18 protein-coding genes and 1 riboswitch are annotated in these 17461 nt (G+C 72.5%); of the genes, 10 read left to right on the top strand and 8 right to left on the bottom strand.

What is annotated here, in order from left to right; all coding sequences use genetic code 11:
* Nucleotides 1-6: 6 nt before the first annotated feature.
* A riboswitch (cobalamin riboswitch) is annotated at nt 7-146 on the bottom strand.
* Nucleotides 147-318: 172 nt separating this feature from the next.
* Nucleotides 319-546, bottom strand: coding sequence for a hypothetical protein (locus ACZ3KP_RS37215; protein ID WP_358980921.1), 228 nt, complete (start codon nt 544-546; stop codon nt 319-321).
* Between the two features lie 21 nt (nt 547-567).
* A complete protein-coding gene (locus ACZ3KP_RS37210; RefSeq protein WP_360560163.1) occupies nt 568-1800 on the bottom strand; it encodes an inorganic phosphate transporter in 1233 nt (410 codons plus the stop codon).
* A gap of 236 nt (nt 1801-2036) precedes the next feature.
* Between ACZ3KP_RS37210 and ACZ3KP_RS37205 the strand changes: the two genes are divergently transcribed.
* The 3 genes from ACZ3KP_RS37205 (at nt 2037) to ACZ3KP_RS37195 (ending at nt 5655) form a co-directional block, all read left to right on the top strand.
* The gene (locus tag ACZ3KP_RS37205) at nt 2037-2771 is read left to right on the top strand and encodes a class II aldolase/adducin family protein (RefSeq protein WP_467505120.1); all 735 of its coding nucleotides are present in this window, start codon (nt 2037-2039) and stop codon (nt 2769-2771) included.
* 92 nt (nt 2772-2863) lie between these two features.
* Nucleotides 2864-3991: an alpha/beta hydrolase gene (locus ACZ3KP_RS37200; protein ID WP_467505118.1), complete on the top strand. Its 1128-nt coding sequence runs from the start codon at nt 2864-2866 to the stop codon at nt 3989-3991.
* 275 nt (nt 3992-4266) lie between these two features.
* Nucleotides 4267-5655, top strand: a complete 1389-nt coding sequence (locus tag ACZ3KP_RS37195) for a hypothetical protein (RefSeq protein WP_467505116.1) — start codon at nt 4267-4269, stop codon at nt 5653-5655.
* A 17-nt stretch (nt 5656-5672) separates the two neighbouring features.
* Here ACZ3KP_RS37195 and ACZ3KP_RS37190 read toward each other — a convergent pair whose 3' ends face one another.
* Nucleotides 5673-6086: a VOC family protein gene (locus tag ACZ3KP_RS37190; protein WP_467505115.1), complete on the bottom strand. Its 414-nt coding sequence runs from the start codon at nt 6084-6086 to the stop codon at nt 5673-5675.
* 256 nt (nt 6087-6342) lie between these two features.
* Here ACZ3KP_RS37190 and ACZ3KP_RS37185 point away from each other — a divergent pair, with 256 nt between their 5' ends.
* From ACZ3KP_RS37185 to amaP, 5 genes are all read left to right on the top strand, one after another.
* Entirely contained in the window at nt 6343-7941 is a 1599-nt protein-coding gene (locus ACZ3KP_RS37185; RefSeq protein WP_132886022.1) for an ABC-F family ATP-binding cassette domain-containing protein, read from the top strand.
* 335 nt (nt 7942-8276) lie between these two features.
* Nucleotides 8277-8495, top strand: coding sequence for a helix-turn-helix domain-containing protein (locus ACZ3KP_RS37180; RefSeq protein ID WP_046727957.1), 219 nt, complete (start codon nt 8277-8279; stop codon nt 8493-8495).
* A gap of 128 nt (nt 8496-8623) precedes the next feature.
* Nucleotides 8624-9427 carry an enoyl-CoA hydratase/isomerase family protein gene (locus tag ACZ3KP_RS37175; RefSeq protein WP_467505113.1) on the top strand — a complete coding sequence of 268 codons (804 nt, stop codon included), beginning with the start codon at nt 8624-8626 and terminating at the stop codon, nt 9425-9427.
* Nucleotides 9428-9587: 160 nt separating this feature from the next.
* Nucleotides 9588-10190: a DUF6286 domain-containing protein gene (locus tag ACZ3KP_RS37170; RefSeq protein ID WP_467505111.1), complete on the top strand. Its 603-nt coding sequence runs from the start codon at nt 9588-9590 to the stop codon at nt 10188-10190.
* A 4-nt stretch (nt 10191-10194) separates the two neighbouring features.
* Nucleotides 10195-10800 (top strand): alkaline shock response membrane anchor protein AmaP, encoded by a 606-nt coding sequence (gene amaP / locus ACZ3KP_RS37165; RefSeq protein ID WP_467505109.1) that lies wholly within the window; start codon nt 10195-10197, stop codon nt 10798-10800.
* On the opposite strand, the gene ACZ3KP_RS37160 is transcribed toward amaP, so the two are convergent.
* The 5 genes from ACZ3KP_RS37160 to ACZ3KP_RS37140 form a co-directional block, all read right to left on the bottom strand.
* Nucleotides 10760-11515, bottom strand: a complete 756-nt coding sequence (locus ACZ3KP_RS37160; RefSeq protein WP_467505107.1) for an SDR family oxidoreductase — start codon at nt 11513-11515, stop codon at nt 10760-10762. The genes amaP and ACZ3KP_RS37160 overlap by 41 nt on opposite strands.
* A 4-nt stretch (nt 11516-11519) precedes the next feature.
* Entirely contained in the window at nt 11520-13304 is a 1785-nt protein-coding gene (locus ACZ3KP_RS37155; RefSeq protein WP_467505106.1) for a glycoside hydrolase family 15 protein, read from the bottom strand.
* Between the two features lie 75 nt (nt 13305-13379).
* Nucleotides 13380-14177 (bottom strand): SURF1 family cytochrome oxidase biogenesis protein, encoded by a 798-nt coding sequence (locus ACZ3KP_RS37150; RefSeq protein WP_467505105.1) that lies wholly within the window; start codon nt 14175-14177, stop codon nt 13380-13382.
* A gap of 49 nt (nt 14178-14226) precedes the next feature.
* Nucleotides 14227-14460: a hypothetical protein gene (locus ACZ3KP_RS37145; protein WP_132886015.1), complete on the bottom strand. Its 234-nt coding sequence runs from the start codon at nt 14458-14460 to the stop codon at nt 14227-14229.
* A gap of 92 nt (nt 14461-14552) precedes the next feature.
* Entirely contained in the window at nt 14553-15533 is a 981-nt protein-coding gene (locus tag ACZ3KP_RS37140) for a DEDDh family exonuclease (RefSeq protein ID WP_467505104.1), read from the bottom strand.
* A 241-nt stretch (nt 15534-15774) separates the two neighbouring features.
* Here ACZ3KP_RS37140 and ACZ3KP_RS37135 point away from each other — a divergent pair, with 241 nt between their 5' ends.
* The gene (locus tag ACZ3KP_RS37135) at nt 15775-16569 is read left to right on the top strand and encodes an acetoacetate decarboxylase family protein (protein WP_467505103.1); all 795 of its coding nucleotides are present in this window, start codon (nt 15775-15777) and stop codon (nt 16567-16569) included.
* Nucleotides 16569-17453 carry an SDR family NAD(P)-dependent oxidoreductase gene (locus ACZ3KP_RS37130; RefSeq protein ID WP_467505102.1) on the top strand — a complete coding sequence of 295 codons (885 nt, stop codon included), beginning with the start codon at nt 16569-16571 and terminating at the stop codon, nt 17451-17453. The genes ACZ3KP_RS37135 and ACZ3KP_RS37130 overlap by 1 nt, the downstream gene beginning before the upstream one ends.
* Nucleotides 17454-17461 lie beyond the last annotated feature (8 nt).

The raw sequence follows: 17461 nt of genomic DNA, 5'->3' as shown, positions 1-17461 counted from the left end.
CCTGGTTCGACGAGACCGGCGGTGAGAGTTCCTGGCTCCCGGGGATGGCTACCCCGGTGACAGTGGCGGGACCGCGCCGGATTCACACCGGCTTCCTCTCTTGCCGCCGTACATGGCTCCGGCAGTCCACCACGCCCCCGGAAGACCCGTCAACTTGCCGTTGACCTGCGAGGGGAGTGTGTGGGAAGGCCCACACCGGTGGCGCGGCGGGACTCCTGGGACATGCCGAAGGCTCCGCCGCGAACGGATCGGGGCGGAGCCTGGCGGCCTTTTGGTGTGGCCGCTGCCGGGATCGGTGCGGATCGGTGCGGTCGCGGCTCAGGCCTTCGCCACGATCAGGTGGATGCCGTACGCCACGGCCGCGGCGCAGGCCGCGAAGCAGAGGCAGGCGGCGGTCGCGGCCAGGGCCGCTGAGTTGCCCTGCGCGGTGGCCCGTTCGCGGGCGGAGAGGCCCTTGATGCCGAGGGTGAAGAGGGTCACCAGACCCACCGTCGCCACGAGGCTGACGCCGAAGACGGAGCCGATGGCTGCCCAGTCGATGTTCATGTCGGGTTGTGTTCCTCGGGGTCAGACGGTGGCGGCCGGGTCGGTCGCGGGAGCGGCGGGGGAGGGGATGGTGGCCGTGAGGCCCTCGGTCACGGTGCCCGCGGGCGGCGGGGTGACGGCGGCGATCGCCGTGGTCACCACACCGGCGGGCTCCTCGGTGCCGACGACGTTGCTGCTGTCCACGACCTCGCGGCGGGAGAGCTTCCAGATCGTGGCGCTCGCGGCCACCAGGAAGACGGCGACGGCGGCCGTGCCCCCGTCACCGAGGTCCGTCACGGACTCGGCGAGCGCGCCGACCAGCGCGGCGGCCGGGAGGGTGAGCACCCAGGCGACGACCATGCGGGTCGCGGTGGACCAGCGGACCGTGCCGCCCTTGCGGCCCAGGCCCGCACCCATCACGGAACCGGAGACGACGTGCGTGGTGGACAGGGAGAAGCCGAGGTGGGAGGAGGCCAGGATGGCGGTGGCCGCGCTGGTCTGGGCGGCGAAACCCTGCTGCGGCTGGAGGTCCGTCAGGCCCGTGCCCATGGTGCGGATGATCCGCCAGCCGCCGATGTAGGTGCCCAGCGCGATGGCGAGGCCGGCGGAGAGGATGACCCAGGTGGGAGGGTTGGAGCCGGGGGCGATGGAACCGCCCGCGACGAGCGCGAGGGTGATGATGCCCATCGTCTTCTGGGCGTCGTTGGTGCCGTGGGCGAGCGAGACCAGGCCGGCGGAGGCGATCTGGCCGGCGCGGTAGCCCTTGCGGGTGGCCTCGTCCTCGGTGTTCTTCGAGAGCGTGTAGGACAGCCGGGTGGAGAGCAGTGCCGCGAGGCCCGCGACCACCGGGGCGGCGACCGCCGGGAGCAGGACCTTGGTGACGAGGACGTCGCCGTGGACCGCGCCGAAGCCGGCCGAGGCGACGGTGGCGCCGATCAGACCGCCCATGAGGGCGTGCGAGGAACTGGAGGGCAGGCCCACCAGCCAGGTCACCAGGTTCCAGAGGATCGCGCCGACCAGGGCGGCGAAGATGACCTCGGGACGGATGCCGTTCTCGTCGACGAGCCCCTTGGAGATCGTGTTGGCGACCTCCACGGAGAGGAAGGCGCCCACCAGGTTGAGCGCGGCGGACATGGTCACCGCGATCTTGGGCTTGAGCGCACCGGTCGAGATGGTGGTGGCCATCGCGTTGGCGGTGTCGTGGAAACCGTTCGTGAAATCAAACGCGAGTGCGGTTACCACCACAATCGCGAGGATCAGCGAGAAGCTTTCCATTTACCCAGGCAATCTTTCGAAGTCGTTGGCTGTTGGACCGTAGGCAACCTGGGTGAACGGCAGATGAACTGAGAGGGGCTTGAGGGTGTCAATGACGGGGGGTTGGCATTCCGCTTACGGCCCGGAGCCCAGTCGCCGCTTGGCCGGCGGCCCCGGTCGGCCGGCCTCGGCCGCCCTGCCGGGCCGCCGAAGAGATTCCGGTCACCCGGCGGGCCGCCCGGTGGCAGGATCGGGCCATGGCTGAGCAGCGGCGCGACGAGTGTGACGAACGGGACGGGCGCGGCGGCGCACACGGTCTCCCGGAGCCGTCGGGACGGGAGGCGCTCGCGGCGGAGGCCGACGCCTGGCAGGACCTCGTCGCCACCGCCCGCCGCACGGTGACCGAGGGACTGGTCGTCGGTACCTCCGGCAACGTGTCGGTCCGGGTCGGCGACACCGTGCTGGTCACGCCGTCGGGCGTGCCGTACGACCGGCTCACCCCCGGCGACGTGACCGGCGTCGACCTCGACGGCCGGCAGGTGCTCGGCACCCTCCCGCCGACCAGCGAACTGCCCATGCACCTCGCCGTCTACCGCACCACCGACGCGGGCGCCGTCGTCCACACCCACGCCGTGCACGCGACGGCCGTCTCGACACTCGTCCCGGAACTCCCGGCGATCCACTACATGTCCGCGGCCCTCGGCGGCACCGTCCGGGTCGCCCCGTACGCGACGTACGGCACCGACGAACTGGCCGGGAACATGCTCCGCGCCCTGGCCTGCCGCTCCGGCTGCCTCCTGCAGAACCACGGCACGGTCACCTACGGCACCACCCTCGCCCAGGCCTACGACCGCACCGCCCAGCTCGAATGGCTCTGCCGCCTCTGGCTGACGGCATCCGCGGTCCCGGGCCTGTCCCCGACCCTGCTCTCCCCGGACCAGATGGCCGCGGCGGCGGAGAAACTGAAGCGGTACGGCCGCCGGGAGGGGTGAATCCCTGCCCGGGGGGAATCCGGGTCCAGTGGCTTCGTCGATTCCTCCGTCCTCCGCTGGCCGACACCGCGGTCCGCCCCGACACTGGACAGGTGCGCCCAGTCAAAGTCACGGCCGCGGCCGTCGGTGCCGTACTCGCCGCCGGCGCGGCCGGCGTGGCCGCGGGACGGCTCGCCAGTGACGCCGCGCTGAAGGCACCGCCCGGCCGGCCCCTGCCCACCGAACCCCGGCTCACCGTGCACGGCACCGCGGCCGGCCGCATCACCCTCACCCGCGACCTCGCCTCCCTGCGCCCCGGCACCTACGGCCTGGCCGGCGACGGCTCGCACGCGGTCGTCGGCGCCGTCATGGAGTCCGCCGCGAACACCGCCGACACGGTCGTACGACGGCTGGAGCGGGTGACCCACGGCACCCTGGAGACCGGCGACAAGGTCTGGCTCACCGCCAACGTCCACGTCGGCAACCCGGAGACCGCCCTCGGCCTGGACCACGCCGACGTCGACATACCCGGCGAACTCGGTCCGCTGCCCGCCTGGTTCGTACCCGGCGACCGGGACACCTGGGTGATCGCGGTGCACGGCCTCGGCACCACCCGCGAACACCCCATGAACGTCATGCGGTTCCTGAACAGCCGCCGGCTGCCGGTCCTCGCCCTCGCCTACCGCGGCGACCTCGGCGCCCCCCGCCCGCCGGACGGCCTGAACCACCTCGGCGAGAGCGAGTGGCGCGACCTGGACGCGGCGATCCGCTACGCCGTCCGCTACGGCGCCCGTCGCGTCGTCCTGTACGGCTGGTCCACCGGCGCCGCCATGGCGCTGCGCGCCGCCGCCCGCTCCGCCCTGCGCGAGCGGGTCTCCGGTCTGGTCCTCGACTCCCCGGTGCTCAGCTGGGAGGCCACCCTGCGCGCCCTCGCCCAGGCCCGGCACACCCCCGAACCCCTGCTGCCGCTCGCGGTGCGCGCCGCCCAGGGCCGCGCCAACCTGCACGCCGACCAGGTCGCGGACCCCTTCGACCCGGAACACCTCACCGTGCCCACCCTGATCATGCACGGACCGGACGACACCGTCGCCCCCTGGACGTACTCCCGGCGGCTCGCCGAGCGGCGTCCCGACCGGGTCGCCCTGCACACCGTCCCGGGCGCCCCGCACGGCGCGATGTGGAACCCCGACCCGAAGCAGTACGAGGAACGGCTGCGCCGCTTCCTCACCCCACTGATGTGAGGGCACCCCCCTTCACGTCCTCGTCCCGCCCCGAGCCGGAGGCCCTGATTCCAGTCGGTGCCGGAGGTTCCGTTTAAGGCCGTACCACTGGCCTGAACATGTCTCCTCGCCTCCCCTCGGGGCCCGTGCGTTGGCCAGCCCCGTCGCCCGCCGTGACATTCCGTTTGGGTTTTCGGACCGTCAACCGGAAGACTGCACCCGTGACGTCCCGTATCCCGCGCGACTCAAGGCTTCGACTCGTCCGAACGCGACCCCTGGCCGCCGCCCCCCGAGCGATGAACCAGCGGCCCGCGCGCCGCCCCGCACCCCGCCCGCCCGAGGGCACCCCGGCCCCCGCCGAGCTGGCCAGAATGGCGCGCTCGGGCCTTGCGGGAGCGGCCCGGGTCGCCCACTGGGCCGACGCGGCCCTCGGACCCGGGAACGACGGCGCGACCGGCGACGGCAAGGCCACCCTCTCCGACGCGTCCGCCGAACGCGCGGCCGAGGATCTCGGCCTGACCGTCGCTCAGGTCCGCGCCGACTGGGACACCGCCCGGCTCGCCGGCCTGGTCGAGGTGCACGGCGACAGCGCGCGCCCCGGCTGGCGACTGCGCGCCTGGGACCGCGACGACAGCGCCGTCCTGCGCGGCTGGGTCGCTCTCTTCGACGCCTGGTCGCTCGCCCACCCCGAGCCCACGGACGTCGAGCCGGCCGCCGTCGCCGAGGTCGTCTCGGCCATGCCCCAGGTGCTCTCCTTCCTCCAGTTGTCCGCCGGTCCCGTCCCGGTCGAGCAGCTCCTCGACCTGCTGCGGCAGCGGGTCACCGAACTGCGCACCGAGCGCTGCGAGGTGACCTACGACACCGAGACCGGCGCCGGGTCCGCCGGTCCGGTCGCCGCCGTGCCCGCCGTCGACGCGGGTCCGGCGGACCGCGCACCGGCCGAGGACCCCGCCCCCGCCGAGGAGGCCGAGCTCGCCCCCCTTCTCGACTGGTCCCTGTCCGCCCTCGGTTCCGTGGGCGCCCTCACCTACGGTGACGGCCAGGCCACCCTGACCCCGCTGGGCAGCTGGGCGGTCTGGGTCAAGCTGGAGCAGATCTGCGTCGCCGCGCAGAGCCCCGCCGGGAACATCGAGGTCGCCGCCGAGGAGATGCTGCGCGGCTGCGCCCAGCTCCGGCCCAACGCGGCCCGCGCCGAGTACCGCGCCTGGCTCGCCGCCCGCCCCGTCGGCGCCGCCGTCACCGAGCTCATCGACGCCGCCCGCGGCGAGGACGCCCTGCTGCGCGGCCTCGCCTTCGAGGCGCTGCGGGTCGTCGGCGCCCCGGCCGAACCGGACGTCCGCGCGGTCGTCGACGAGCCGACCCTCAGGCCGTACGCCCTGCTGTGGCTGGCCGAGCACGACGGGATCGACCCGGAGGACGCCCACGAGGTGCTCACCCGGGAAGAGGCGACCTGGCTCTGGGTCGACACGGCCGCCGCGGTCGCCGACCACGGTGAGGCACCGCTGCTCGTCCGCCACCTGGAGTCGGCGCTGCAGCCCACCGTGCCCGCGCTGCTCGACGAGGTCCGTGCCGTCGGCCACCCGCGCACCGTGCAGGTGCTGGTCGCCCTGGCCGCGGCCCACCCGGATCCGGCGCTGGCCAAGGCCGTCCGCCGAGCCGCCTTCCAGGTGCACACCGGCGGCTAGTGGTCAGGGGCTGGTGGTCAGGGCGCTATCTCCGGGGCGTACGTGCCGAAGCTCCAGACGTTGCCCTCGATGTCCCGGGCCATGTAGTCCCGCGAGCCGTAGTCCTGGTCCGTCGGGGGCATCAGGATCTCGGCGCCGTGGTCCACGGCCCGCTGGTGGTGTGCGTCGACGTCGTCCACGACGATGTACACACCGGTCGGGCCCGCGCCCTCCAGCGCCGCGTCGAAACGGCCGCCGCGGCCCTTGGAACCCAGCATGACCGCGCCGTTGCCCTGCACCAGCTCGGCGTGCAGCACCATGCCGTCCTCGCCCTCGTACACCGACAGCTCGGTGAATCCGAGGGCCTCCGTCAGCTGCCTGATCGCCGCCTTCGCGTCCGTGTACAGCAGCGACGGATAGATGCTCGGCCGTCCGCCCGTGGTGCCCGCCATCCCGATCACTCCCTCGTGTGTCGGTCCCCCGAAGAGCCGTCGTCCCGGTCTGCTGCACAGTCTGGCACCCGCCACCGACAACGCCCCGGCCGCGCGCTGCCGGACGGCACGGGGGCGCCCCGAACACCCGTACACAGAAAAAGCGCTTGCGCGGCCCCGTTAGACTTGGCCTCATGGCCATTCTCCTCGCGCATTAGACGGCGGGAACGTCCTCAGCCGCCCACCCGTCAGTATCCGTACGCCCTGGAGTCTGTCCGTGATCTCCGCCTCCGGTATCGAGCTGCGCGCCGGTGCCCGCATCCTCATCGAGAACGCCACCTTCCGGGTCGCCAAGGGCGACCGCATCGGCCTGGTCGGCCGCAACGGCGCAGGCAAGACCACCCTCACCAAGGTCCTGGCCGGGGAGGGCATCCCCGCCGCGGGCACCGTCACCCGCTCCGGCGAGGTCGGCTACCTCCCGCAGGACCCCCGCACCGGCGACCTCGACGTCCTGGCCCGCGACCGCGTCCTGTCCGCGCGCGGCCTCGACGTGCTGATCCGCAAGATGCGCGAGAACGAGCAGCGCATCGCCAACGGCCAGGGCGCCACCCGCGAGAAGGCGCTCAAGCAGTACGAGCGCCAGGAGACGGAGTTCCTCACCAAGGGCGGGTACGCCGCCGAGGCCGAGGCCGCCACCATCGCCGCCGCGCTCAACCTGCCCGACCGGGTGCTCGGCCAGCCCCTGCACACCCTCTCCGGCGGTCAGCGCCGCCGTATCGAGCTGGCCCGGATCCTCTTCTCGGACGCCGACACCCTGCTGCTCGACGAGCCCACGAACCACCTCGACGCGGACTCCATCGTCTGGCTGCGCGACTACCTGAAGACCTACCGTGGCGGCTTCATCGTGATCTCCCACGACGTCGACCTGGTCGAGACGGTCGTCAACAAGGTCTTCTACCTGGACGCCAACCGCGCCCAGATCGACGTCTACAACATGGGCTGGAAGCTCTACCAGCAGCAGCGCGAGGCCGACGAGAAGCGCCGCAAGCGCGAGCGCGCCAACGCCGAGAAGAAGGCCGCGGCGCTGCACTCGCAGGCCGACAAGATGCGTGCCAAGGCCACCAAGACGGTCGCCGCGCAGAACATGGCCCGCCGTGCCGACAAGCTGCTGGCCGGACTGGACGCCGTCCGCGTCTCCGACAAGGTCGCCAAGCTCCGCTTCCCGGAGCCCGCGCCCTGCGGCAAGACCCCGCTGACCGCCGAGGGCCTGTCGAAGTCGTACGGCTCGCTGGAGATCTTCACCGACGTCGACCTGGCCATCGACAAGGGGTCGAGGGTGGTCATCCTCGGGCTCAACGGCGCCGGCAAGACCACCCTGCTGAGGCTGCTCGGCGGCGTCGAGCAGCCCGACACCGGCGAGGTGATCGAGGGCCACGGCCTCAAGCTCGGCTACTACGCCCAGGAGCACGAGACCCTGGACCCGTCCCGCACGGTCCTGGAGAACATGCGCTCGGCGGCCCCCGACATGGACCTCGTGGAGGTCCGCAAGGTGCTGGGTTCGTTCCTGTTCTCCGGCGACGACGTGGACAAGCCGGCCGGGGTCCTCTCCGGCGGGGAGAAGACCCGCCTCGCCCTCGCCACCCTGGTGGTCTCCTCCGCGAACGTGCTGCTCCTGGACGAGCCGACGAACAACCTCGACCCCGCGAGCCGCGAGGAGATCCTCGGCGCCCTGCGCACCTACAAGGGCGCGGTCGTGCTCGTCACCCACGACGAGGGCGCCGTGGAGGCGCTGCAGCCCGAGCGGATCATCCTGCTGCCCGACGGTGTCGAGGACCTGTGGGGCGCCGACTACGCGGATCTCGTCGCCCTCGCCTGATCGAATGCCTGATCCACCGGCTATGGATCATTCGGCCTATCGGTGATCCATCATCTGTGTGAGATCTCCTCGTATCGAGGTGTGTCCTACACGGATCTCGCGGCCGTTCCCCCCGTCGACGAGGGAACGGCCGCTTTCCGTTCCTGACCTGGTATTTCGCGGAGGAACCCGTTCGACTCCACGGACAAGCCGCACCGGAATCATCCATTCCGCATGTGGGGAAGCGCTCCTGTCGTCACAACGATGTCTCACGGACCTTGCCGAATGGGTGGCCATCACGCGCCGGAGGGGTGATCATGAGGGGACCAGAGCGCACTTCCCATGAGGAGGCACGGGTGGCCGAGACTCTGAAGAAGGGCAGCCGGGTGACCGGCGCCGCGCGCGACAAGCTCGCGGCAGACCTGAAGAAGAAGTACGACTCCGGTGCGAGCATTCGGGCACTGGCCGAGGAGACCGGCCGCTCGTATGGCTTCGTCCACCGGATGCTCAGCGAGTCGGGTGTCACGCTGCGTGGGCGTGGCGGGGCGACGCGGGGCAAGAAAGCCGCGTCCTGACCCCGGGCGGCCCATCGGCTTCGATGGTGGCCACCCGGTCGGTCGGCTGAGCGACCGGGTGGTTACTGTGCAGTCACTTAGCATGCCGTTCGGCAATGCGTGATGACCGCACACATCGGAGGCGCCCCATGGCTTCGCCCGACCAGGACCTCGTTCCTGTTCTCGACAAGGACGGCGTACGGCTCACCGTCGACGACGCGCTCGCCACGGTGACGCTGACCAACCCTGCCAAGCGCAACGCCCAGAGCCCCGCGCTGTGGCGGGCGTTGGCCGAAGCCGGGCGGTCACTGCCGGGGTCGGTGCGGATCGTCGTGCTGCGCGGTGAGGGCCAGTCCTTCTCCGCGGGCCTCGACCGGCAGATGTTCACGCCGGAAGGGATCCCGGGCGAGCCGACCTTCATCGAGCTCGCGCGCCGTGACGACGCCGAACTCGACGCGTCCATCGCCGAATACCAGGAGGCGTTCACCTGGTGGCGGCAGAGCGACATCGTGTCGATCGCCGCCGTGCAGGGGCACGCCATCGGGGCCGGCTTCCAGCTGGCCCTCGCCTGTGACCTGCGCGTCGTCGCGGACGACGTGCAGTTCGCCATGCGCGAGACCAGCCTGGGGCTGGTGCCCGACCTGACCGGCACCCATCCGCTGGTCTCCCTGGTCGGCTACGCCCGCGCGTTGGAGATCTGCGCGACCGGCCGTTACGTGCTGGCCGAGGAGGCGGTGGCCTCCGGGCTGGCGAGCGTGGCGGTGCCGCCCGGCGAACTCGACGCGGCGGTACGGGACCTGGCAGGCGCGCTGCTGGCCGCGCCCCGGGACGCCGTGGTGGAGACCAAGGCGTTGCTGCGCGGCGCGAGCGGTCGTACGTACGACGAACAGCGGGCCGCCGAACGCCAGGCCCAGGCCCGGCGACTGCGGGACCTCGCGGGGGTGGGCGAGTAACGCACGCCGACGGCGTCGGGCCCAGCCGGCGCCGTCCCCCTGCCGCGCGGCCGTGCGTCGGCATGTGGTCGAGCGGGTAGGCGCGTTGGTGGACATGGCGGTGGGAGGCCGCCCGGTCCGTCGGACGGCCGTACCCGGCCCTGACCCAGGGGAGGGCGTGATGAGCGCCGAGCAGACACAGGTCATCGAGAAGCCACCAGCGACCGCACCCCCAGCCGGCCGCGAGGCCCGCTTCTGGTCCCCGCGCCGCGCCCCCGCGACCCTCGTCGCCCTGCTCACCCTCGTCGTCGCGGGCGCCTTCCTGTACGACATCGCGGCCGTGCGCGCCCACCGCCCGGCGATGCGCTGGCGCCGCGAACTGGCCCACCGGCTGGCCGAGCAGCCGCTCGACGGCAGCTGGGTCCTGATGGGCGCGGGCGCCGCCGCCGCCCTCGGCCTGTGGCTGCTGACCCTGGCCGTCACGCCCGGCCTGCGGGACGTCCTGCCGATGCGCCCCACCCACCCGGACGTCCGCGCCGGGCTGCGCCGGGACGCGGCGGCCACCGTGCTGCGCGACCGGGCCCTGGAGATCCCGGGCGTGCGCCGGGTACGCGTACGACTGCACCGCACCGGCGCGGACGTCCTCGCCGTCTCGCACTCCCGTGACCTCGACGAGGTCCGGTCCGACCTGGAGGCGACGCTGACCGGCGCGATCCACGCCCTGGGCCTGGCCCGTGAGCCCGAACTGACCCTGCACGTGCTCCGGCCCGGCCGGAAGGGGTGACGCCATGCTCGGCACGGTCAACCGCGTCCTGACGGGCCTCGCGGGCCTGCTGCTGCTCGCTCTCGGCGGGACGGTCCTCGCCGTCGGTCTGGGGGCGCCGCTCCCGTCCTGGTGGCTGTACCACGACCGCCACGACGTCCTGCTGTCCACCGCCCGGCGCACCCAGTGGCGGGACGCCGGCTGGTGGTGGCCGACCGTCCTGCCCACCCTGGCGGTCACGGTCCTGCTCGCCGTGTGGTGGCTGACCGCCCAGCTGCGCCGACGCCGCCTGACCGCGGTCCGGGTGGACACGGGGGACGGCGAGGGCGCGCTGCTGCGCGGCAGGGCCCTGGAGACGGTCCTGGCGTCGGACGCGGCCCACCAGGAGGGCGTGGCGCACGCCCAGGCGGTCCTGAAGGGCACCCGTACGGCACCCCGGGTCCGGATCCGGCTCCGGCTGGAGCCGGACGTGGCACCGGCTCAGGCGCTGAACGAGCTGACGTCCCGGGCGCTCGCGCATGCCCGGGAATCGGCGGGCCTGGAGAAACTCCCCGCGGAGGTCCGGCTGACGCCGGTCGGACGACCGGCCGTCAGAACCCGTGCCGCATGCCCCCGTCCACAGGCACCATGATGCCCGTCAGATAAGAGGCCCCCGGAGACATCAGGAATGCCGCCACCCGCCCGAACTCCTCCGGAGTGCCGTACCGCCGCAGCGGGATCCGGGACTCGTTCTCGGTGCGGGTGGCCTGCGGGTCGGCGGACATGGCGTCCAGCTCCCGGACCCGGTCCGTGTCGATCCGCGACGGCAGCACGCCCACGACCCTGATCCCGCGCGGCCCCAGCTCGTCCGCCAGCGACTTGGCGAACCCGGCGAGCCCGGGCCGCAGCCCGTTGGAGATCGTCAGCCCCGGGATCGGCTCGTACACCGACCCGGACAGCACGAACCCGATGACGCCACCTTCCGCAAGCTCCGTCGCCGCCGCGCGGGCGAGTCGTACGGCGCCCAGGAACACCGACTCGAACGCGGCCTGCCACTGCTCGTCCGTGTTGTCGGCGACGAACCCGGCGGGCGGGCCGCCGACGCTCACCAGGATGCCGTCGAAGCCCCCGAAGCGCTCCCGTGCGGCCGCGATCAGCCGCGCGGGCGCGTCCGGGTCCGCGTTGTCGACGGCCACACCCGCCGCGTTCGGCCCGAGTGCGGCCGCCGCGTCGGCGACCCCCTTCTCGTCCCGCCCGGTCACGACGACCTTCGCCCCGTCGGCGACCAGCTCGCGCGCCGCCGCGTTGCCCAGCCCGCGGGTGCCCCCGGTGACGACGTACACCCGGTCCTTCAGTCCAAGATCCATGGCCCTATCCTGCCTGGTCGCCGGCGAAGAGCGTGAGGGCGGTGTTCACCAGCCCGATGTGGCTGAACGCCTGCGGGAAGTTGCCCAGCTGGCGCCCGGACTCCGGGTCGTACTCCTCGGACAGCAGCCCCACGTCGTTGACGAGCCCTACCAGCCGTTCGAACAGTTTTTTCGCCTCGTCGGTGCGGCCGGTCATGTGCAGGGCGTCGGCCAGCCAGAACGAGCAGGCCAGGAAGGCACCCTCGCCGCCGGGCATGCCGTCGACCCCGATCGCGTCGGTGTCGTAGCGGCGCAGGAACCCGCCGCGGCCCAGGTCGTCCCGGATCGCGTCCACCGTGCCGATCACCCGGGGGTCGTCCGGCGGCAGGAAGCCGACGCGCGGGATCAGCAGCAGCGCGGCGTCCAGCTCGCGCGAGCCGTAGTACTGCGTGAAGGTGTTGCGCTTCGGGTCGAATCCCTTCTCGCACACCTCCTGGTGCACCTCGTCGCGGAACGCGCGCCAGCGCTCCAGGTCGCCCTCCAGCTCCGGATAGTCCTCCAGGGTCTTGACCGCGCGGTCCGCGGCCACCCACACCAGCACCTTGGAGTGCACGAAGTGCCGTCGGCCGCCGCGCACCTCCCACAGGCCCTCGTCGGGCTGCCGCCAGGTCTTCTCCAGGAACTTCATCAGCGTGCACTGGATGGACCACATGTGGGGTTTGGTGGGCAGGCCCGCGCTGCGGGCCAGCGACAGCGAGTCCATGACCTCGCCGTACACGTCCAGCTGGAGCTGGTCCACGGCGCCGTTGCCGACGCGTACGGGGCGGGAGCCGCCGAAGCCGGACAGCCAGTCCAGTTCGAACTCGGGCAGTCTGCGCTCACCCGACAGGCCGTACATGATCTGCAGGTCCGCCGGGTCTCCGGCGACCGCGCGCACCAGCCAGTTGCGCCAGCTCTCGGCCTCCTTGCGGTAGCCGGCGGCGAGCAGGGCGCCGAGGGTGAGGGTGGAGTCGCGCAGCCAGCAGAAGCGGTAGTCCCAGTTGCGCACCCCGCCCAGCTCCTCGGGCAGCGAGCTGGTCGCGGCGGCGACGATCCCGCCGGTCGGCGCGTAGGTGAGCGCCTTGAGGGTGATCAGGGAGCGCACCACCGCGTCCCGGCGCGGGCCGTCGTAGGTGCAGCGGGCGGCCCAGCGCCGCCAGTCGGCGACGCTGGAGCGCAGGGCGTCGTAGGGGTCGACGAGCGGTGGACGCGGCTCGTGCGAGGGGTGCCAGGTGAGCACGAACGCGACCTTGTCGCCCTCCTCGACGGTGAACTCCGAGTGGGTGCCGAAGTCCTCGCCCCAGGTCCGTACGGCCGGGTCGCTGCGCAGCCACACCGAGTCGGGTCCGGCGACGGCGACCCGGTGGCCGCCGGAGCGGCGCATCCACGGGGTGATCGAGCCGTAGTCGAAGCGCAGCCGCAGGGTGCTCTGCACGGTGACCCGGCCGGTGACGCCTTCGATGACGCGTACGACCTCGGGGGCGTGCTCCCGCTGGGGCATCAGGTCGGTGACCCGGACCGTGCCCTGCTCCGTCTCCCACTCGGTGTCCAGGACCAGCGTGTCGCGCCGGTAGGCCCGCCGGGTGCAGGTCGTGGCGCCCTGGGGGGCGATCCGCCAGTGCCCGTTGTCCTCGTCGCCCAGGAGTCTGGTGAAGCACGCGGCAGAGTCGAATCTGGGCAGGCACAGCCAGTCGATGGAGCCGTCCCGGCCGACCAGGGCCGCGGTCTGCTCGTCGCCGATCAGGGCGTAGTCCTCGATGCGTCGATCCACGGGACCCGGTTTCCCAGCCGCCCGGGGGGCCAATCAGGTGGTGCGCCCGGGGGAGTGACACGGGGGCCGCGGGAGTCACACGGCGGCCGGCTCCGCTTCCTCGGCCTTCTCCAGCTCCGCCGCCGCCTCCGCACGCGCGCGTGCCTCGCGGCGCACCAGCACGAAGAAGCCGTAGGGGACGCCCGCGGCGAACAGCCACCACTGGATCATGTACGCGTAGTTGAGCGGGGCGTCCTCCTTGCCCGGATCGGAGATCTGCTCCGGCGTGCCGCCCTTGGCCTGCGGCGCGGTCTGCTCGATGTAGCCGCCGAGCACCTGCTTGCCGAGCCGGCGCGCCTGCTCGGCGCTGTTGATCAGCATGACCTGCCGGTCGGGCAGGCCCTTGATGTCCTTGATGCCGCTCGCCGCGGTGGTCTCGTCGGGCATCAGCCGGCCCTGGACGGTGACCTTGCCGGCGGGCGGCGCGGGGATCTCGGGGAAGGCGGTCTGGCTCGGGGCGTCCGCGGGGATCCACCCCCGGTTGACCAGCAGCACCTTGCCGTCGTCGAGGACGAACGGGGTGAGGACGTGGTAACCCACCTCGTCGTCCGCGTTCGTGCGGCGGCGGACGACGACCTCGTGGGCGGTGTCGAAGGTGCCGGTCGCGGTGACGGTGTGGTAGCGCTCCTTGCGCGTCACCGCGTGCCCGGGCCCGGTCACCTGCTCCACCGGCACCGGTCTGGCGTGCAGCGCCTCGGCCACCAGCTGGTTACGGGCGCTGCGCTCCTCGTACCGGTGCTTCTGCCAGATCCCGAGGCGGATCATCGTGGGGATGAGGAGCAGCGACACGAGGGCGAGGATCACCCACTGCCGGGTCCAAAGGAAGCGGTACACCCCACGACCGTACAACTCGGTCGTGGGGGGCGAGTGCGCGGGTACCCGGTCACACGCGGTCGACGATGCCCGACTTGCCGGCCTCGCGGGCGCAGTGGGCGCCGCAGTACCACTGGTTCTCGGCCTCCACGCCCTGGCCGATGATCGAGACCTTGCAGTGCTCGCAGACCGGGGCCATTCGGTGGATCGCGCAGGAGAAGCAGTCGAAGACATGGACCGCGCCCTGCGCGTGCACCTCGAAGGTCATTCCGTAGTCATTGCCGCAGACTTCACATTTCGCCATGTGGCACAGCGTGGGTGGTCGTCCTCGCGCGGGCGAGTGGGCGCGGGGCGAGTCGCACGGCAATCACCCGTCCGTACGGCCCGGCGGCGCGGTCACTTCTCCGACGCGGGCGCCACGTCCCGCAGCAGCTGCCCGAAAGCGGCCTCGTCGACGACCGGGGTCCCGAACTGGCGGGCCTTGACGACCTTCGACGTGCCCGAGTCCGGGTCGTTGGTGACGAGCAGGCTGGTGAGCCGCGAGATGCTCGTGGAGACGTGCAGGCCGGCCTCCGCGGCCCGGTCCTCCAGGAGCTCCCGGTCGATCGAGGTGTCCCCGGAGAACGCCACCCGCATGCCCTGCCTGAGCGGCTTGCCGTCCTCGTACCGCCCCGGGTTCGGGTACGGGCAGGCCGGCCGTCTACGGGACGGGCGCCAGCTGCTCGGCCGGTAGCCGCCGCTCGCCTGCCGCCCGATCCTGGGCGTGTCCGACCACTCCGTCAGCGGCCGGCACTCGAGGAGCGGCAGCCGCACGTTCCCCGCGGCGGCGGCCCGCAGGCTGGGCCGGAACGCCTCCGCGAGCACGCGTGCGTCGTCCAGCGCGTGGTGCGCCCGCTGCTGGACGACTCCGAAGTGCGCGGCCAGGGTCTCCAGCTTGTGGTTGGGCAGCGGCAGGCCCAGTTCCTTGGAGAGCGCGATGGTGCACAGCCGCTGCCGCACCGGCGCCTCGGCCTTCGCGCGCGCGTACTCGCGGGCGATCATCTGCCAGTCGAAGACCGCGTTGTGCGCGACCAGCACCCGGCCGTCCAGCCGGGCCGAGAACTCCTCGGCGATGTCCGTGAACAGTGGCGCCCCTTCGAGCACCTCGCTCGTCAGGCCGTGGATCCACACCGGACCCGGATCGCGCTCGGGGTTGACCAGCGTGTACCAGTGGTCCTCGACCTCGCCGCGCTCGTCCAGCCGGTAGACGGCCGCGGAGATGATCCGGTCGTCCCGCGCCAGTCCGGTGGTCTCCACGTCGACGACCGCGTACCCCTTGGGATACGCGGTCGGCCACGGGATGCCGGGGGACACTGCGGTCGTACGGTCTTCGAGCATGGTCATTGAGGATACGGGCCCCCGCCGACAGTCCAGGCCGTCAGGTCGCCCGCCGTACCCGTCCGTTCGAAAGTCCTGACCTCCCGTCGCACGACTGCGGACCTTTGTCCGGATTGCCCGTCATGCGGTTGTGGACGATGTCCTGATTGCCCGTCGCGTGGCTATGGACCTTTTCGCCGCCCGGTGCAAGCGTGCACCCCGCCCGGCGCAGAAGGTCGCCGACGGAAGGGCGGTACGGCGGATGGCACGCGTACGGTACGGCGCTCGGACCGAGGCGGAGATCACGGCCACGCGCACCACGAGACTCCCGGACGTCTGGTCCACCGGGGTGGTGGCCGTCTGGGAGACCGACCCGGACGCGGTCGCCGCGGTGCTGCCGCCCCCGCTCAAGCCCACCGGCCGGCCCCTGGCCCGGGTCACCGTCAGCAAGGTCGAACTGCCCGGATACCCGCTCGGCGCGGGCTCGTTCGCGGTGGCCGCCGCCCACGGCACGGTCGAGGGGTGGTACCCGCTGGTCATGCCGATGACCCACGAGCGGGCCCTCACCGGCGGCCGCGAGGTCTTCGGTGAGCCCAAGAAGCTCGGCGAGGTCACCGTCGAGCGCGAGGGCTCCGCCGTTCGCGCCGCCCTCGCCCGCCACGGTGTCGCCTTCGTCGAGGTGCGCGGCACGGTCGACGGCCCGCTCCCGCTGCCGGAGCCCGCCCCGAGGACCGACTTCTACTTCAAGTTCCTCCCTGCGGTGGACGGTTCCGGCTTCGACGGCGATCCCGTCCTGGTGCACTGCCTCCGTGAGGAGAAGGTCCGCCGGCTGGAGCGGGTGCGGGGCGAGGTGGTCCTGCGCGAGTCGGGGTACGACCCGGTGGCCGACCTCCCGGTGCTGCGGCTGCTCGACATCACCCTGGGCGAGAAGACCAGCGACCAGCGCGGCCGGGTCGTCGAACGGGTCGACGCGCAGGCCCTGTTGCCCTACGTCCACCAGCGCTACGACGACCCCCGTCAGATCCATGACGCACCGCCGGAAGGGAGCGGGAACTGATGGAACTGCGTGCCGGACAGGTCGCCGTCGTCACCGGCGCGGCGAGCGGCCTCGGCCTCGCGATGGCCCGGCGGTTCGCCGCCGAGGGGCTGAAGGTGGTCCTCGCCGACGTGGAGGCCGCCGCCCTGGAGAAGGCCGCCGACGGCCTGCGTGCCGAGGGCGCGGACGTGCACGCGCGCGTGGTCGACGTCGGCGTGCGCGAACAGGTCCTGGAACTGGCCGGGTCGGCCTACGACACGTTCGGCGCGGTGCACGTGCTGTGCAACAACGCCGGGGTCGGCTCGGGCGCCGAGGGCCGCATGTGGGAGCACGAACCGAACGACTGGAAGTGGGCGTTCGAAGTCAACGTGTGGGGTGTCTTCCACGGTGTACAGGCGTTCCTCCCCAGGATGATCAAGTCGGGTCAACCCGGTCATGTGGTCAACACGTCGTCCGGCGACGGCGGGATCGCGCCGCTGCCGACGGCCTCCGTGTACGCCGTCACCAAGGCGGCCGTCGTCACGATGACCGAGTCCCTCTACGCCCACCTCCGGGCGGAACACGCGCGGGTGGGTGCCTCGGTGCTCTTCCCGGGACCGCACATGCTGCGCACCGGCCTGTGGGAGTCGCACCGCAACCGGCCCGACCGCTGGGCCAAGGAACGCCCGCGCAGGACGCCGTACCGCAGCCTCGACCAGTGGGAGGCGGCGATGCGCGCCGCGGGCAAGGAGGTCCGGTTCACGCCCGTCGAGGAGGTCGCCGCGTTCGTCGTGGCGGGCATCCGCGCGGACCGCTTCTGGCTGCTGCCGGACAGCGAGCACAGCGACGCCCAGATCCGGGCGCGGGCACGCTCGATGCTGGACCGGGCGAACCCGTCGTACCTCGAAAGCTTCGTCCTGGACTGACAGGGGGC

This window comes from Streptomyces sp. NPDC020958 (assembly GCF_055562175.1).
This window is presented reverse-complemented; position numbering and strand designations above follow the sequence as displayed.